General features: G+C 39.3%; 15 protein-coding genes. 9 read left to right on the top strand and 6 right to left on the bottom strand.

Annotated features, from left to right (window positions below):
- The 3 genes from pseC to dcd form a co-directional block, all read right to left on the bottom strand.
- Positions 1-1,113, bottom strand: a complete 1,113-nt coding sequence (pseC, locus tag ATCC51562_RS08565; protein WP_021091885.1) for a UDP-4-amino-4,6-dideoxy-N-acetyl-beta-L-altrosamine transaminase — start codon at positions 1,111-1,113, stop codon at positions 1-3.
- Complete coding sequence (gene pseB, locus ATCC51562_RS08560; protein WP_021091770.1) at positions 1,110-2,105, bottom strand: UDP-N-acetylglucosamine 4,6-dehydratase (inverting); 996 nt, start codon at positions 2,103-2,105, stop codon at positions 1,110-1,112. Before pseB ends, pseC begins: the two co-directional genes overlap by 4 nt.
- 218 nt (positions 2,106-2,323) lie before the next feature.
- Positions 2,324-2,884 (bottom strand): dCTP deaminase, encoded by a 561-nt coding sequence (gene dcd / locus ATCC51562_RS08555; protein ID WP_021091674.1) that lies wholly within the window; start codon positions 2,882-2,884, stop codon positions 2,324-2,326.
- Between the two features lie 118 nt (positions 2,885-3,002).
- Between dcd and ATCC51562_RS08550 the strand changes: the two genes are divergently transcribed.
- The 9 genes from ATCC51562_RS08550 (at position 3,003) to ATCC51562_RS08510 (ending at position 10,253) form a co-directional block, all read left to right on the top strand.
- On the top strand, positions 3,003-3,845 hold the full coding sequence (locus tag ATCC51562_RS08550) for a DUF3737 family protein (protein ID WP_021091872.1): 843 nt from the start codon (positions 3,003-3,005) through the stop codon (positions 3,843-3,845).
- Positions 3,846-3,954: 109 nt separating this feature from the next.
- The gene (gene accB, locus ATCC51562_RS08545; protein ID WP_021091650.1) at positions 3,955-4,401 is read left to right on the top strand and encodes an acetyl-CoA carboxylase biotin carboxyl carrier protein; all 447 of its coding nucleotides are present in this window, start codon (positions 3,955-3,957) and stop codon (positions 4,399-4,401) included.
- A complete protein-coding gene (locus ATCC51562_RS08540) occupies positions 4,401-5,732 on the top strand; it encodes an acetyl-CoA carboxylase biotin carboxylase subunit (protein WP_021091828.1) in 1,332 nt (443 codons plus the stop codon). Before accB ends, ATCC51562_RS08540 begins: the two co-directional genes overlap by 1 nt.
- Positions 5,733-5,810: 78 nt before the next feature.
- On the top strand, positions 5,811-7,169 hold the full coding sequence (locus ATCC51562_RS08535; protein ID WP_021091861.1) for an MATE family efflux transporter: 1,359 nt from the start codon (positions 5,811-5,813) through the stop codon (positions 7,167-7,169).
- A 47-nt stretch (positions 7,170-7,216) separates the two neighbouring features.
- Positions 7,217-7,885 carry a CsgG/HfaB family protein gene (locus ATCC51562_RS08530; protein WP_021091623.1) on the top strand — a complete coding sequence of 223 codons (669 nt, stop codon included), beginning with the start codon at positions 7,217-7,219 and terminating at the stop codon, positions 7,883-7,885.
- Positions 7,870-8,274, top strand: a complete 405-nt coding sequence (locus tag ATCC51562_RS08525; protein WP_021091601.1) for a DUF4810 domain-containing protein — start codon at positions 7,870-7,872, stop codon at positions 8,272-8,274. The genes ATCC51562_RS08530 and ATCC51562_RS08525 overlap by 16 nt, the downstream gene beginning before the upstream one ends.
- Complete coding sequence (locus tag ATCC51562_RS08520; RefSeq protein ID WP_021091754.1) at positions 8,264-8,941, top strand: DUF799 domain-containing protein; 678 nt, start codon at positions 8,264-8,266, stop codon at positions 8,939-8,941. Before ATCC51562_RS08525 ends, ATCC51562_RS08520 begins: the two co-directional genes overlap by 11 nt.
- A 5-nt stretch (positions 8,942-8,946) precedes the next feature.
- Positions 8,947-9,834 carry a DMT family transporter gene (locus ATCC51562_RS08515; protein WP_021091669.1) on the top strand — a complete coding sequence of 296 codons (888 nt, stop codon included), beginning with the start codon at positions 8,947-8,949 and terminating at the stop codon, positions 9,832-9,834.
- Positions 9,831-10,253: a threonylcarbamoyl-AMP synthase gene (locus ATCC51562_RS08510; RefSeq protein WP_021091590.1), complete on the top strand. Its 423-nt coding sequence runs from the start codon at positions 9,831-9,833 to the stop codon at positions 10,251-10,253. Before ATCC51562_RS08515 ends, ATCC51562_RS08510 begins: the two co-directional genes overlap by 4 nt.
- A 9-nt stretch (positions 10,254-10,262) precedes the next feature.
- On the opposite strand, the gene ATCC51562_RS08505 is transcribed toward ATCC51562_RS08510, so the two are convergent.
- The 3 genes from ATCC51562_RS08505 to ATCC51562_RS08495 form a co-directional block, all read right to left on the bottom strand.
- Positions 10,263-11,990 carry an oligoendopeptidase F gene (locus ATCC51562_RS08505; RefSeq protein WP_021091579.1) on the bottom strand — a complete coding sequence of 576 codons (1,728 nt, stop codon included), beginning with the start codon at positions 11,988-11,990 and terminating at the stop codon, positions 10,263-10,265.
- A gap of 9 nt (positions 11,991-11,999) precedes the next feature.
- Positions 12,000-13,394, bottom strand: a complete 1,395-nt coding sequence (gene dcuC, locus ATCC51562_RS08500) for a C4-dicarboxylate transporter DcuC (RefSeq protein ID WP_021091686.1) — start codon at positions 13,392-13,394, stop codon at positions 12,000-12,002.
- Positions 13,395-13,758: 364 nt separating this feature from the next.
- Positions 13,759-14,685: a toxin-antitoxin system YwqK family antitoxin gene (locus ATCC51562_RS08495; protein ID WP_021091845.1), complete on the bottom strand. Its 927-nt coding sequence runs from the start codon at positions 14,683-14,685 to the stop codon at positions 13,759-13,761.
- Positions 14,686-14,707 lie beyond the last annotated feature (22 nt).

The following is a 14,707-nucleotide window of genomic DNA, read 5'->3' as shown; positions in this document are numbered from 1 at the left end:
TTACTCGCTAAAGCTTTTTAGCACATCAAAAAGCGTGCTTGCAACAAATTTAGCATCATCCACGCTCATGCCATGGTGGCATGGGATACTAAGCTCGGCGCTATAAAATTTCTCCGCATTTGGCAGTGAAATTTCGCCAACTAGCGCTTTATAAAAGCTAAATTTATATGTTGGTTTATAATGCACCTGCACGCCAACGCCTTTTTGCAAGAGCGCTTCAAAAATTTGCTCTTTTTTATCCCAAAATTTCTCATCCAAAAGCACTGGATATAGGTGCCTTGAGCTAGTTGTATTTGCTGGGATATTTATAGTTTTAAAGTATTCACACTCACTAAATTTCTCATCATAAAATTTAGCTATCTCATTTCTTTTAGCGATAAAGCCATCCAGCCTTTTTAGCTGGCTAAGTCCCAAAGCGCAGGCCACGTCCGTGATCCTGTAGTTGTATCCAAGCAGGCTCATGTCGCTATCCCAAAGCTTTGTTTTAGTGATGCCATGGCTTCTATATAGCCTTGCTAGCCTTGCTAGCTCATCGTCGTTTGTAGCAAGCGCGCCGCCTTCAAGCGTGGTGATAGGCTTTACTGGATGAAAGCTAAATATGCTAATATCAGCCTTAACGCCAACTTTTACGCCGTTTTGCACGCTACCAAGGGCGTGAGAGGCGTCATCTATCACTTTTATGCCGTGTTTTTTGGCTAAATTTATGATCTTATCTAGCTCCACGGGGTTACCGCCGTAATCAACCGCAGTTATAACCTTTGTCTTTGGTGTGATAAGAGCTGGAATTTTCTCTTCATCGATGTTGCCATCCATCTTAACGTCGCAAAATTTAACCTGCGCTCCTGCCATCAAAGCTGTATTTGCAGTGGCTGCAAAAGTGATAGGCGTCGTGATCACTTCATAGCCCTCCTTTACGCCAAGGCTAAGATAGGCTACGTGAAGAGCTGAAGTGGCGGAGTTCATGACGACAACATGCTTTACGCCAACATACTTTGCCAGCTCCTCTTCAAATTTACTGACCTTTTGACCACCTGTTAAGATGTCGTCTCTTAGTGCATCTGCTACTACCTTGATATCTTCTTCTGTGATCTGCTGACGGCTGTAAGGGATCATTTAGCATCTCCTATCATCTCAAGAAGGCCTGCTCTATCGAGCCAAATTTTATTTGTATTTGAGCTATATTCAAAGTCCTCGCTCACTGGTTTGCCCTTTTGATGAAGGGCATTTGTCGAGAAGTCCTGTGCTGTTAAAAACTGAATAGACGGACTAATAACGTAGTAATCATCAAATTCATACGTAAGATGCGCATCATCTCTTGAGATCATCATCTCATGCATCTTTTCACCTGGACGAATGCCTATGATCTTGACGCCAAGGTCTGGTGCAAGGGCTTTTGCGAGATCAACCATCGTCATTGACGGGATCTTTGGTATGAAAATTTCGCCACCTTTCATCCTCTCAAAGTTTTTAAGGACGAAATTTACCCCTTGCTCAAGTGTGATCCAAAACCTGGTCATTTTCTCATGCGTGATAGGAAGCTCTTTTTCTCCTTGTGCGATCAGCTTTTTAAAGAGCGGCACTACTGAGCCACGTGAACCAACGACATTTCCATATCTTACGACGCTAAATCTTGTTTTTTTGTCTCCAACAATGTTATTTGCAGCGACAAAGAGTTTGTCACTTGCTAGCTTTGTAGCCCCATATAAATTTACAGGGTTGCACGCCTTATCAGTTGAGAGAGCGATTACCTTGCTAACGCCACACTCCAAAGAGGCGTCGATGACGTTTTGAGCGCCGTCAATGTTTGTTTTGATGCACTCCATTGGGTTATATTCTGCGATTGGTACATGTTTCATCGCAGCTGCGTGGATGACATAGTCTATGCCATTCATCGCGGTTCTTAAGCGCTTATAGTCCCTCACGTCGCCGATGAAAAAACGCATCGCTTTATCTTTAAAGACTTGAGCCATTTCGTATTGCTTTAACTCGTCGCGTGAGTAGATAACTAGCCTTCTTGGATTGTATTTTTTTAACAAAATTTCGGTGTACTTTTTACCAAAACTTCCTGTTCCGCCGGTGATTAGTATTGATTTATCATTAAACATTATTGCGCCCTTTACTAACTATTTTTTGGGGTATAAATAGCTAAATCTAAATTGTATTTTATAAAAATTTAAGCAAAAGCTATGCCAAAATTTTAAAATTTATTAAAAATTTTTTTATCTTTCTAGATTCTATTTCGTCAAATTTTAATTAATGTTTAGAGGAAATTGTAAAAGTAGTATTTAAATTTAGCCTTTGCAAGGTCGCAAAGGCATGAAAATTACTTCAAAATTCTAGGCAGCGTGATGCCTTCTTGGGCTTGGTATTTACCATTTTTGTCAGCATAGGTTACCTCGCAAGGCTCATCACCCTCGATAAATAGCACCTGCGCGATACCCTCATTTGCATAAATTTTCGCAGGAAGTGGTGTCGTGTTTGAAATTTCTATCGTGATGTGTCCCTTAAATCCAGGCTCAAAAGGCGTGACGTTTACGATGATGCCGCACCTTGCGTAGGTGCTTTTGCCAAGGCAGATCGCTAGCACGTTATCAGGCATGTTAAAGTACTCGATCGTGCGCGCTAGAGCAAAAGAATTTGGCGGTACGATGCAGACGTCGCCCTTAAAATCCACTACGTTTTTCTCGTCGAAATTTTTGGGATCTACCACGGTACCGCCGATGTTTGTAAAAATTTTAAACTCATCACCAACGCGGATATCGTAGCCGTAGCTAGAAACGCCGTAGCTAACGACGCCGCGTCCGACCTGCTCCTCGGCAAATGGCACTATCATATTTTTCTCAACCGACATTTTTCTTATCCAAGAGTCTGACTTTAAACCCATTTTTGCTCCTTTTTTGGGCGATTATAACGCTTTGCGTCTTTAAAGTAAATTTAGTAAAGCGAATAAATTAGATGAAAATTAGTATAATTTTAACAGCAAAAATTAATAAGGGACGAAAATGCAAGAGAAAAATGCAGAAATTTTTACTGGCGAGCGTGCGATGTTTGGGGCAAAAAGTGTAAATTTTACAAACTGTATCTTTGAAGATGGCGAGTCGCCACTAAAGCATAGCTCAAATTTAAAGCTAAATGAGTGCGTTTTTGCCTACAAATATCCACTTTGGTACGCAAGCGACATCACGCTAAATGGCGGATACTTGGAGCCTCTAGCAAGGGCTGGTATGTGGTACAGCACAAATTTAAGCTTCAAAGACGCGCTCATCAATGCTCCAAAAAGCTTTAGAAAAAGCTCGCAAATTTCGCTAGAAAATGTAAATTTTTCAGATGCTAGTGAAACACTTTGGGGATGTACGGGCGTTAGGATAAAAAATGTCTTTGCTAGGGGCGATTACTTTGGGGCAAATAGTGAAAATTTAGAGATCGATGGGCTAAATTTAGACGGAAATTACTGCTTTGATAGCTGCAAAAACCTTCGCATCACAAACTCAAAGCTCATTTCAAAAGATGCTTTTTGGAACTGCGAAAATGTGGTAGCGCAAAACTGCCTCATCTCAGGCGAATATCTAGCTTGGAACTCAAAAAATGTGACGCTCATAAACTGCACGATAAAGAGTTTGCAAGCCCTTTGCTACGTGGAAAATTTGATCGTAAAAGATTGCATTTTTATGGATACGAGTCTTGCGTTTGAATATTCAAGTGTCGATGTAAGCACAAGCGGAGCGATAAAAAGCATAAAAAATCCAAAAAGTGGCGTGATAAGGGCAGCAAAGATAGATGAGATCATCATCGATGAAAATTTAGTGGATACTAAAGGCATTAAGATAATTATTACTGAAAAATAACTTAGCAAAAAAGAGTAGCTTTGAGTTCTCGTTTTTGCTTCATAAAAAAATTTTTTATCTAATTTTCGCTACAATTAGACGCTTATATAAAAATTTAGGAGAAATTTCTATGAAAAAAGAAGATATAAAAGAGCTTATCGAATTTTTTAATGATATGGAGATGAATCATATCAAAATAAAAAGTGGTGATTTTGAGGTAGAGCTTGAAAAATTTTCAGATTATTGCGCGCCTGCTAAACCAGCAGCACAAGCACCAGCTCCAGCACCTGTAAATGTAGTCGTTAATTCAGAGGTAAAACCAGCCACAAACTCGCCAAAAGATAGCATAAAATCTCCTATGGTAGGTACTTTCTATGCTGCTCCAAGCCCAGGCGCTGCTCCATTTGTAAAAGTAGGTCAAAGAGTAAGAAAAGGCGATGTAGTAGGTATCATCGAGGCTATGAAGATAATGAACGAGATCGAGGCTGAGTTTGACTGCCAGATCACTGAGATGCTAGTCTCTGACGGACAGCCAGTTGAGTTTGGATTGCCGTTATTTGGCGTGGAGAAAAATTAATGGAATTAAAAAGAATTTTAATCGCAAACCGCGGCGAAATCGCTCTTCGTGCTTTGCGAACGATAAAGGAGATGGGTAAAGAAGCTGTTGTAGTCTATTCAACCGCTGATAAAGACGCACTTTACGTAAAATATGCTGACGTAGCCATTTGCATCGGTAAAGAGCGCTCAAGCGATAGCTACCTAAATATCCCAGCTATCATAAGTGCGGCTGAGATCAGCGAAGCAGACGCTATTTTCCCTGGATATGGCTTTTTAAGTGAAAATCAAAATTTTGTTGAAATTTGCTCACATCACAAGATCAAATTTATAGGACCAAGTGTCGCTGCGATGGCTTTGATGAGCGATAAGAGCAAGGCAAAGCAGGTCATGCAAAGAGCTGGCGTACCAGTAATTCCTGGCTCAGACGGCGCTGTGGCTGACACAAAAGCTGCAAAAGAGCTAGCCAAAAAGATAGGCTATCCAGTTATATTAAAGGCTGCTGCAGGTGGTGGCGGACGTGGTATGCGCGTGGTTGAACGTGAAGAGGATTTAGAAAAGGCATTTTGGTCAGCTGAAAGTGAAGCTATGAGCGCATTTGGTGATGGCACGATGTATATGGAAAAATATATCCTAAATCCACGCCACATCGAAGTTCAAGTAATTGGCGACAGCCATGGCAATGTGCTTCACATAGGCGAGCGTGACTGCTCTATGCAGCGTCGCCACCAAAAGCTGATCGAAGAAAGCCCAGCTATTTTACTTGATGACAAGACAAGAGAGAGACTTCACGAAACAGCCATAAAAGCGGCAAAAGCTATCGGCTACGAGGGAGCTGGTACGTTTGAGTTTTTAGTTGATAAAAATTTAGACTTTTACTTCATCGAGATGAATACAAGACTTCAAGTTGAACACACAGTGAGCGAAATGGTAAGCGGACTTGATATCATCGAGCTTATGATAAAAGTGGCTGAAGGCGAGGCACTACCATCACAAGAGAGCATCGAGCTAAAAGGTCATGCGATCGAGTGTAGGATAACAGCTGAAGATCCAAATACATTTACGCCGTGTCCTGGTAAGATCACAAAATATGTCTGCCCAGGTGGCCGCAATGTAAGAATGGATAGCCATATCTATCAAGATTATTCTATACCGCCGTATTACGATAGCATGATCGGCAAACTCGTAGTTTGGGATACCGATAGAAATAGGGCGATCCATAAGATGAAAGTAGCTCTTGATCAGCTCATAATAAATGGCATAAAAACAACAAAAGATTTTCACATCGCCATGATGGAAAATAAAGACTTTTTAAGCAATAACTACGATACAAATTATCTTTCAAGACACTAAAATTTTTAAGTCAGGATTTACAAAAAGCAGATCTTGGCTTAAATCTATTAAAATTTTTAAGTTTATCTTAGGGGAAGCATGGTAAACAAAATCAAAGATCAAAATACAAAATTTTTCTCAAATGCCGACCTTGCGAAGCTATTTTTCCCTATTGCAGTTGAGCAGTTTTTAGAGTATAGTCTAGGGCTTGCAAACTCGCTAATGGCAGCAAGTGTTAGTGAAAGCGCTGTAAGTGCGATTAGTCTTGTGGAATTTGTCATGGCACTATTTATTAGCATTTTTACAGCTATCGCTACTGGTGGCTCGGTGGTTGCTAGCCAGTATCTAGGCAATAAACAAAGTGGCAACGCCAAAATCACAGCAAATCAGCTCGTTTGGTTTAGTTTTATCTTTGCCCTTTTTATCGCAGCGGTCATCATAGTTTTAAAAGATATTATCCTAGATTATGTCTTTGGCGATATTGGTGAGCAAGTAAGGCATGATGCTAGCCACTATCTCGTTTTCTCCGCCTTTTCCGCGCCATTTTTGGCTGTCTATGCAGCAGCTGCGGCGATCTTTCGCACAATGTCAAATGCTAAGCTTCCTATGTATATTATGGCGGCTGCAAATTTATTAAATGTACTTCTAACTGCCATTAGTATTTATACATTTCATACTGGTATTTTAGGCATCGCCATCAGTACGCTTATAGCCAAGATGCTTGCTTGCTTTGTTATAGTCTATTTGCTTCTTGATATAAGGCTAAAACTTCACATAAGAAAGAGCTTTATCTATAAATTTGACTACGAGATCATCAAGAAAATTTTAAATATTGGAGTGCCTTATGGCTTTGAAAATTCGATGTTTTATGTGGGTCGTATCATCGTTTTGAGTCTTGTTTCTCTCTTTGGCACGGCAAGTATCGCTGCAAATGCCGTGGGCGGGACGATCGTGATGTTTCAAGTACTTCCTGGTATGGCGATAGGAACAGGGCTTAGTGTGGTTATCTCAAGGTGTGTTGGCGCAAACGACTTTGCTCAGGCTAAATTTTACGTAAGAAAGTCGATGATAAGTATCTATATCGTCCAGCTTTTTAGCACAGCGGTAATTTTACTTTTGCTTGAGCCATTGCTTCTTGTTTATAATCTCTCGGAAGAGGCCATAAATTTAACAAGACAGATCGTCTGGTATCACGGTATCGCTATGTGTCTTATTTGGCCACTTGCCTACACATATCCAACCGTTTTTCGAGCAGCTGGGGACGCTAAATATCCTATGATTGTAAATTTAGTTTGTATGTTTGCTTGTAGAGTCATCTTGGCCTATATTTTTGCACTTACATTTGATCTTGGCATGATAGGTACTTGGTTTGCAATGTTTGCTGACTGGGCTGTGAAGGCGGTGCTTTTTACGATTAGATACTTAAAAAGCACATGGATGAAATTTAAAGCTATTTAAAAAGAAATTTAGTAATATACAAGCGATTTTGTCGCAAAGGATAAAAAATGAAAAATATATTTAAATTTGGTACAGTTTTGCTTACGGCAGCTCTTTTTGCTGGATGTGCGAGTGAGAGTTCAAGGGTTGTTGAGACTCCAAAAGTAGCAAGCTACGGCACAGTTTACAATGGTCAAAAAATTTCAGTTTCGATAGGTCGATTTAATAATCAATCAGCTTACCAAAATGGTGTATTTGCTGATGGCGAGGATAGGCTTGGCAACCAAGCTCAAAGTATTTTGATCACAAATTTACAGCAAAGTGGCAGATTTTTGGTGCTTGATAGATCAAATATGAAAGTGATCAAACAAGAGAGCGAGCTAAGCAAAACCACTCAAAATTTAAAAGGTGCAAGATACGTGATAACCGGTGATGTGACCGAGTTTGGTCGCAAGACAACAGGCGATCATCAGTTATTTGGCATACTTGGCAAAGGCAAGCAACAAACTGCCTATTCAAAGGTAAATTTAAATATCGTTGATACCAAAACAGCTGAGGTTGTCTATTCGGTTAGCGGTGCTGGCGAATACACCCTTTCAAACAGAGAGATCATCGGCTTTGGCGGCACAGCAGGATACGACTCTACGCTAAATGGCAAGGTTTTAAGCCTAGCTATTATTGAAGCGGTAAATAATCTCGTAAATGGCATAGAAAGTGGAGCATGGCAAGTAAAATAAGGCTTGCCGGTCTCGCGCTTTTTGCACTATTTTTAGCAGGTTGCGGTCACTCAAGCGGCCCAAGATCGCTTTATTATTGGGACGGGTCATATAGTAGCTCGCTATATAGCTATCTAAATGAAGAGGGCGATACAAACGAGCAAATTTCACGCTTAGAAAATTTGGTGCAGATATCAACACAAAAGGGCTACAAGATCGCTCCTGGCGTATACGCACACCTTGGACTTTTGTATCTAAATAATGGAAATTTAGGTGCTGCAAATGCAAATTTTGACAAAGAAGTGCAAAATTTCCCAGAGTCAAGGGAGTATATAAATTTCATCAAAGGCTCTAAAAATTTAACTCCAAAAAAAGTAGAGCAAAAAGAGGGGGCAAATAATGAAAAATAGCCTGAAATTTATAGCCGCTATATTTTTGGTAGTATTTTTTACGGGTTGCTCTATAAAAGAGCCTGAGCCATACGACTACTCAGAATTTTTACAAAAAAGACCTCACTCTATCTTAGTGCTTATGCCAACAAACGATAGCACAGAAATTTCAGGTCCAGCTGCTGTTTTAGCAAATGCAGTCGCACCACTAAGTGAAGCAGGATACTATGTATTTCCAGTGGCTCTTGTAAATGATACCTTTAAGCTAAATGGTATAACCGAGCCAAGCGAGATCGCAGCCGTGCCACTAAATAAGCTTGATAAAATTTTCCATGCAGATAGTGTGCTTTACATAAACATAAAAGATTATGGTACGAGCTATGCAGTCATCTCAAGCTCAACAAAGGTTGTCCTTGAAGCAAAGCTTATCGATATAAAAAGTGGCGCTACTCTTTGGCAAGGCAGTGCCATAGCAGCAGAAGATAGCAGTAGTGGCCAAAGCAGCCTACTTGGCATGTTAGTCTCAGCCGTCATCTCGCAGGTGGCAAATACCATCTCAGATAGATCATACGATCTAGCAGTAATGGCAGATGCTTATTTATTTTCAAGAGATTGCCATAACTGCATACTTTATGGACCATATTCGCCGTATTATGGCAAAGATGCACAGCTTCATAAAGATAGATAAATTTAATGAATACTCATCGTCTTGGGATACTCCTTACTTTAGTTGGCGGTATCCTTTGGGGATTTAGTGGGGTTTGTGGGCAGTATCTATTTTCACTTGGTATAAATTCTGATTTTTTGGTGCCATATAGACTGATGCTAGCTGGCATTGTTATTGTGATTTTTTATGCTTTTAAAGAACCAAGTGCCGTTTTTGCTCCGATTAAAGATATAAAGCTACTTGGCGAGTTTTTAGTCTATGCCCTACTTGGGCTTATGATGACGCAGTATGCCTACTTTTACTCCATTGAGCTTTCAAATGCCGCAGTTGCGACTGTTATTCAATACACTGCTCCTGCTTTAATTTTAATGGTCATTTGCATAAAAGAAAAACGCGCCCCAAGAAAACTTGAAATTTTAGCTCTATTTTTAGCTATGCTTGGCGTATTTTTCCTGAGCACACATGCGCAAATTTCATCTCTTGTCATTTCGCCAAAGGCCTTGTTCTGGTGCTTGGTGAGTGCCATTTGTGTTTGTATTTATAATCTTGCTCCAGCAAGGCTAAATGCGAAATATTCAGTCACTCTCACGCTTGGCTGGGGCATGGTTATGGGCGGGGTAGTGCTTGCTTGTTATATGAGAGTTTGGGATTTTGCTGGGTTTAATGGGATAAATCAATGGCTTGCATTTATTGCTATTATTACGCTTGGCACCATTTTTGCATTTAGCTTTTATATGATAGGTGTTAAGCTCATAGGCGCAGCAAAAGCTAGTTTATTAGCCTGCATAGAACCGCTAAGCGCAGCATTTTTTGGCTACTTTTGGCTTGGGACAAAATTTGTATTTTGGGATTTTTTAGGATTTGCTCTAATAATCTCTTGTATATTTTTACTATCAAAAAGAGAAAAATTATGATATTTCTAGCACAAACTGATACGACAGCTGGCTTTTTGAGTAAAGATTATAAAGAGATAAATAAGGCCAAAATGCGTGATGAGAATAAACCTTGCCTTATCACGACAGCGAAATTTAGTGTTTTAAATGAGCTTGTTAGAGTACCAAAAAAATATAAAAATTTTATACGCCGTTCAAGGAAAGCTACATTTTTGTATCCAAATTTAAAGGCTATTAGAGTCGTAAAAGAGTGTGAGCACGAAAAATTTTTAGCTAAATTTGACTGGCTTTATTCAAGCAGTGCAAACAAAAATGGGCAAAATTTTAATGAAGCTTGGGCTATGAGCGTGGCTGATGAAATAGTAGATGATCATTTTTTCGAAGATGCTCCATCAAAAATTTATAAAATTTCTCGAAAAAAAATAAAACGTTTAAGATAACTAGTGAATTTATACGGTCACTACCTTTTTAAACTCATCTAAATTTTTTAGTGCTTCATCTATGCCAATCAGCCAAAATTCGCACTTTGTCGTATCTTTTTTAAAGTGTTTTTTCACTAGCTCTTCCACACTTTTTGTGCCGCACTCTATTAAAAATTGTCTATAAATTTTGCAAAATTTTACTTCGTCTTTTTTAAACTCACTTAGAAAAAATTGTGATAGCAGATAGCCGACACTATAAGGATAGTTGTATATATAATTATCTGTTTTATAAAAATGTGGCTTAAAATATGGCAAAAATTCTTCAACATCGCTCGTGCTGTCTTTATAAAATTTATCCCAAGCTTGCTTTAAAAGATCGTTTGCATCTTTTTTGCTGACTTGACCTTTTTGTCGCAGCTTTAAAAAGCTAGCTTCAAACTCGTATCTAACGCTTATGTGTAGTAAAAAATTTGCAGCACTTTTTAGCTCCTGCCATAAAATTTCTACCCTAAGTGAGTCATCTTTTTTTAGCTCATTTCGTAAAAGAGTTTCATTAAATGTGCTTGCACTCTCAGCTAAGCTCATTGGAAAATTTGCGCTTAAAACAGGAAGATCACGCATCAAGTAGTAGTGCCAAGCATGCCCTAGCTCATGAGCTTGCTGGATTAAGTGCGAAAGAGTATTCATGTAGGTGGTAAAAATTCTTGGTTGCTTAAATTTTGGCAAACTCACAAAAAATGCTCCGCCAGCTTTATTTTCTCGCACATCGCTTTCTATCCAGTGTTTGTCTATCATAAGCTTTATAAAACTATCTTCGCCCAGTGGCTTTAATGCTTTTTTGATGATTTTAATAGCCTCGTCATGAGAAATTTCATGATGCTTGCTAAGTGGATAAGGTGCCAAAAGATCGCAACTTCTCATGCTTTTACCACCTAAAAAACTAGCTCTTACTCTTACGCATTCTCTTATTTTTTCCACTCTTTTGCTAATGGCTTCTTGCATGGCGTTTAAAGTGTCAAGGCTCATTTTATTTTCTTCAAGGCTTGGAGTTAAAAAATCAACTTTTGCTGCCTTAAATTTAGCCAGTCTAAATCCATGAAGCATATTTAAGATATCAAGATAAAGATCGGCAAATTTATCATAGTGAGAACTCAGAGCATCAAACACATTTTTGCGTAAAATTTCATCATCTGATCCTTTTAATATACCCATACATTTTGCAAGATTATAGCTTTGTGTATTTGCATTTTTATTGGCAGCAGAGATATTTATTAAATTATTTAGATGTCTAAAATTTGCAAAAAGTGGAAAAAAATTTGTGAGTGCTAAATTTGCAAAAAAATCTCTTTCACTCTTTTTTCGTATTTTACTCTTACTATTTTTATGCTCTAAATATAGAAATTTTATATGTTTAAATTGAGTACTTTGAAAAATTTTGTCATCATTTTTTAGGCTATCAAATTTATCAAAAAGTAGCTCCTTTGCCGTATCAAGTCTAGCTTTTTGCTCTTTTATTTTTAACTCAAATTTACTAGCTAGCTCATCTTTTGTATTATCGCTACTTTTGCAACGACAAAATGCGAGTAGGCTAGCTGCTTCTTTGTATGCTTCTTCGTATGAGATGATAGCTTTGGTAAGCTCGCTATTGTTTAAAAAATTAACCAAATTTTCATTTTGTGCTTTTAGATTTTCAAACGATGAGATAAAAATTTCGCTATTAAAATCTATATAAGAATCATCAAAGCTCCATCTCATATTTTCTCCTTAAAATGATAGTAAAAATACAAATATATGGTGGCTTATAAGACCTAAAATGGCTGGCACGCTGCATCTTTTAATGAGCGATAGCGGGCTAATGTGAAGCATACCTGAAATGGCTACCACTACGCCAGAGACAGGTGAAAGTGGTCTAGCTATTGTGGAGGCTTGATGCATAGGAAGCACGAGCATAACAGAGTTGATGTTTAAGCTCTTAGCTATATTTGGCACCATGTTTAAAAGCGGATAAAAGCTTGCGCCATTTGAGCCAGCTATGATTGTAACAATGGTTGTTATAAATACAAAAAGTATAGACATGCCAAGTCCCCCAAAGCCTATACTTTTTGCCAAATTTACAATGGCATCAAGCATACCAAGAGCTTTAAAACCTTCAGCAAATATACCAGCTGCCACAACTAGCATAACAACACCGCTTAAGCTTTTTGCCATGGCATTAAAAAATACTTTTAGCCCTTCGCCAAGCTTTTCAAAGCTAAATTTATGTCTAAATGCTTCAAAAACCATAGCAATTATCATAGAAAGGATTATGACGCTTGATATGTTTAGTTTTATAGTTTTTAAACAATATGGCGAAAAAACTACTACTAAAATCATCGGTAAAAATGGTAAAAGAGCATAGATCATAGGTGCTTGCTCTTTTGGAACATCCACCTTATCGTCAAAACTAATGCTCTCTCCTATATGCTCGCTACAAACCCAACCTTCTTTTTTGTCTAAGTATCTATTCCAAAGAACTAATGCAATGCCAATCACGAGCGCAGTTGGAAGAGCTGCTGGAATTTTATAGATAAAAACATAATCAAGCACCTCAAGTTCAGTTGCTTTTGCAGCAGCAGCTGTCGATGAGCCAAGAAGTACCATTGAGCTAGCTCCACTCATTGCACAAATACTACCAACGCTTAGTTTATTTAGTCCTAGTGATATAAGAACTGGTCCAAGAAGTGCAAGACAAAGCACGCCAAGTCCGACCGCACTGGTTATGACCATGCTTATAAGTTTTGCTACGCAAAAAGCTATGAATATCATAAAATATGGGCTTTTTATGGCTTTAAACCTTTTTGTGGCGATGCCTACAAAGGCTTGATTTGCTCCGATATGAGTCATATAACTTGCAAAACCGACCATTAACATGATTAAAAGCCCAAGTTGTGAAAAATTATTTGAGAGCATATAGCGGATAAACTCAACTACATCTAGCAGGGAATTTCCAGTGCTTTTTACCTTTTCTGGTAAAAATTTTCCCGTATCAAGAATGACCGAAGAGACAAGCATGATAACACCAGATAGTAAAAGCACGAAAGTGGCGTATTTACCTTTTAAAATCGCCCAGCCTACAACAAAAAGCGTAAGTAGAGCTATGATTAGACCAAGAGTATGCATTTTTGCTCCTTATTAAGATATTTAAAAACCAGAATACAAAAATCAAAAATACACTTAAAATATAAAAAATAATATTTATATGCTTGCAATTATACTACTTGTTATATTGAAATTTTGCTTTTATTTATAAAAATATTATTGATTTTATAAATGAGATTGCTACTTTTATGGCTAAGATGCAAAAGATAAATATAAAATTTTAATATTAAGTGCGACTATTGTAGTGTGATTTAAAGCTAATTAAAATATTCAAAATACAAAAGGACGTAAATATTTGGTTTGGTAAAAATTCAAATGAAGCCAGTAGCAACTTATTTTAGTATTTACTCCCTCGGAAGTCCGTTTTTATCAGACTTGTCGCTGATTAGCTTACCCGATTCGTCGTATTTTTTGGCGCGGATGAGCCTGCCGCGCTCAAATTCCCCCTCGGCTTCGAGTTTGCCGTTTGCGTAGTAGTGGCGCGCCTCTTTGCGGCCAGCGCCCCGCTCTCGTAGTAGTCCAGCCCCGCGCCCGTTTGGCGGCCGTCTTTGTACTCGTATTCGCCTCGTAGCTTGCCGCTTGGGTAGTATTCGCGCGCGACGCCGTCCTTCTCGCCGTCTTTGTAATTTTCTACCACGCGCGTTTTGCCGTTTTCGTAAAATCGCTTCCAAACGCCTTGTTTGCGGTCGTTTTTGTATTCGCCCGTCTCCTCCACGGCGCCGCTTTCGTAGTACCATTTTTCTGCGCCTTCTCGCTTGTCATTTTTGTAGGTTCGCACGCCTCTAATTTTGCCGCTTTTGTAGTAGTCGATGTCCTCGCCGTTTCGCATCCCGCCGACGTATGGGCTGCGTGCGCTAACCTCGCCACTAACGTAATAGTCGGTAAATACGCCCTCTCGTTTGTCCGCCTTGAAAAAGCCCTCCTGCTTTAACGCGCCGCCCTCGTCAAAGTAGTAGCGGCGGTAGCGCCCATCGCGGACGTCATTTTTGTATTCGCTCTCGCCCATCAGAGCGCCGCTATCTGCGTGGTAGTGCTTCGCCGTGCCCTCGCGGACGCCGTTTTTTAGGGGGTATTCGTTTGAGGGCTTGTCCCTACCGTCAAAATAGTCTCGATATCGCACCGCCGCACCGCCCTGCACGTCTATCTCGCGTATAAGCGTGGGCGGCAGAGGCTTTAGCCTCGGATAGACCATGCCCATCGCATTTACGTCATATAGGTCCTCGACGCTGTAACGAAGCATCTTTAACGTGCCGTCGTAGGGCTTGCCTTTTATGTAGTAAAGCCCGTTTTTTAGGGTAGCTTCAGGCTTCATTACTATTTTTGGCTCTAATGCC

Origin of the sequence: Campylobacter concisus ATCC 51562 (assembly GCF_000466745.1) — a bacterium.
GTDB classification, from domain to species: domain Bacteria; phylum Campylobacterota; class Campylobacteria; order Campylobacterales; family Campylobacteraceae; genus Campylobacter_A; species Campylobacter_A concisus_B.
Note: the sequence above shows the minus strand (reverse complement) of the source record. Positions and strands in the feature narration are given on the sequence as shown.

What these genes read in the sequence shown, in the direction of transcription:
- ATCC51562_RS08510 (WP_021091590.1), top strand. Translation starts at nt 9,831, where the DNA reads ATGATATTTCTAGCACAAACTGATACGACAGCTGGCTTTTTGAGTAAA.
- ATCC51562_RS08520 (WP_021091754.1), top strand. Translation starts at nt 8,264, where the DNA reads ATGAAAAATAGCCTGAAATTTATAGCCGCTATATTTTTGGTAGTATTT.
- dcuC (WP_021091686.1), bottom strand. Translation starts at nt 13,394, where the DNA reads ATGCATACTCTTGGTCTAATCATAGCTCTACTTACGCTTTTTGTTGTA.
- accB (WP_021091650.1), top strand. Translation starts at nt 3,955, where the DNA reads ATGAAAAAAGAAGATATAAAAGAGCTTATCGAATTTTTTAATGATATG.
- pseC (WP_021091885.1), bottom strand. Translation starts at nt 1,113, where the DNA reads ATGATCCCTTACAGCCGTCAGCAGATCACAGAAGAAGATATCAAGGTA.
- ATCC51562_RS08495 (WP_021091845.1), bottom strand. Translation starts at nt 14,685, where the DNA reads ATGAAGCCTGAAGCTACCCTAAAAAACGGGCTTTACTACATAAAAGGC.
- ATCC51562_RS08525 (WP_021091601.1), top strand. Translation starts at nt 7,870, where the DNA reads ATGGCAAGTAAAATAAGGCTTGCCGGTCTCGCGCTTTTTGCACTATTT.
- ATCC51562_RS08550 (WP_021091872.1), top strand. Translation starts at nt 3,003, where the DNA reads ATGCAAGAGAAAAATGCAGAAATTTTTACTGGCGAGCGTGCGATGTTT.
- ATCC51562_RS08515 (WP_021091669.1), top strand. Translation starts at nt 8,947, where the DNA reads ATGAATACTCATCGTCTTGGGATACTCCTTACTTTAGTTGGCGGTATC.
- ATCC51562_RS08505 (WP_021091579.1), bottom strand. Translation starts at nt 11,990, where the DNA reads ATGAGATGGAGCTTTGATGATTCTTATATAGATTTTAATAGCGAAATT.
- ATCC51562_RS08530 (WP_021091623.1), top strand. Translation starts at nt 7,217, where the DNA reads ATGAAAAATATATTTAAATTTGGTACAGTTTTGCTTACGGCAGCTCTT.
- ATCC51562_RS08540 (WP_021091828.1), top strand. Translation starts at nt 4,401, where the DNA reads ATGGAATTAAAAAGAATTTTAATCGCAAACCGCGGCGAAATCGCTCTT.
- dcd (WP_021091674.1), bottom strand. Translation starts at nt 2,884, where the DNA reads ATGGGTTTAAAGTCAGACTCTTGGATAAGAAAAATGTCGGTTGAGAAA.
- pseB (WP_021091770.1), bottom strand. Translation starts at nt 2,105, where the DNA reads ATGTTTAATGATAAATCAATACTAATCACCGGCGGAACAGGAAGTTTT.
- ATCC51562_RS08535 (WP_021091861.1), top strand. Translation starts at nt 5,811, where the DNA reads ATGGTAAACAAAATCAAAGATCAAAATACAAAATTTTTCTCAAATGCC.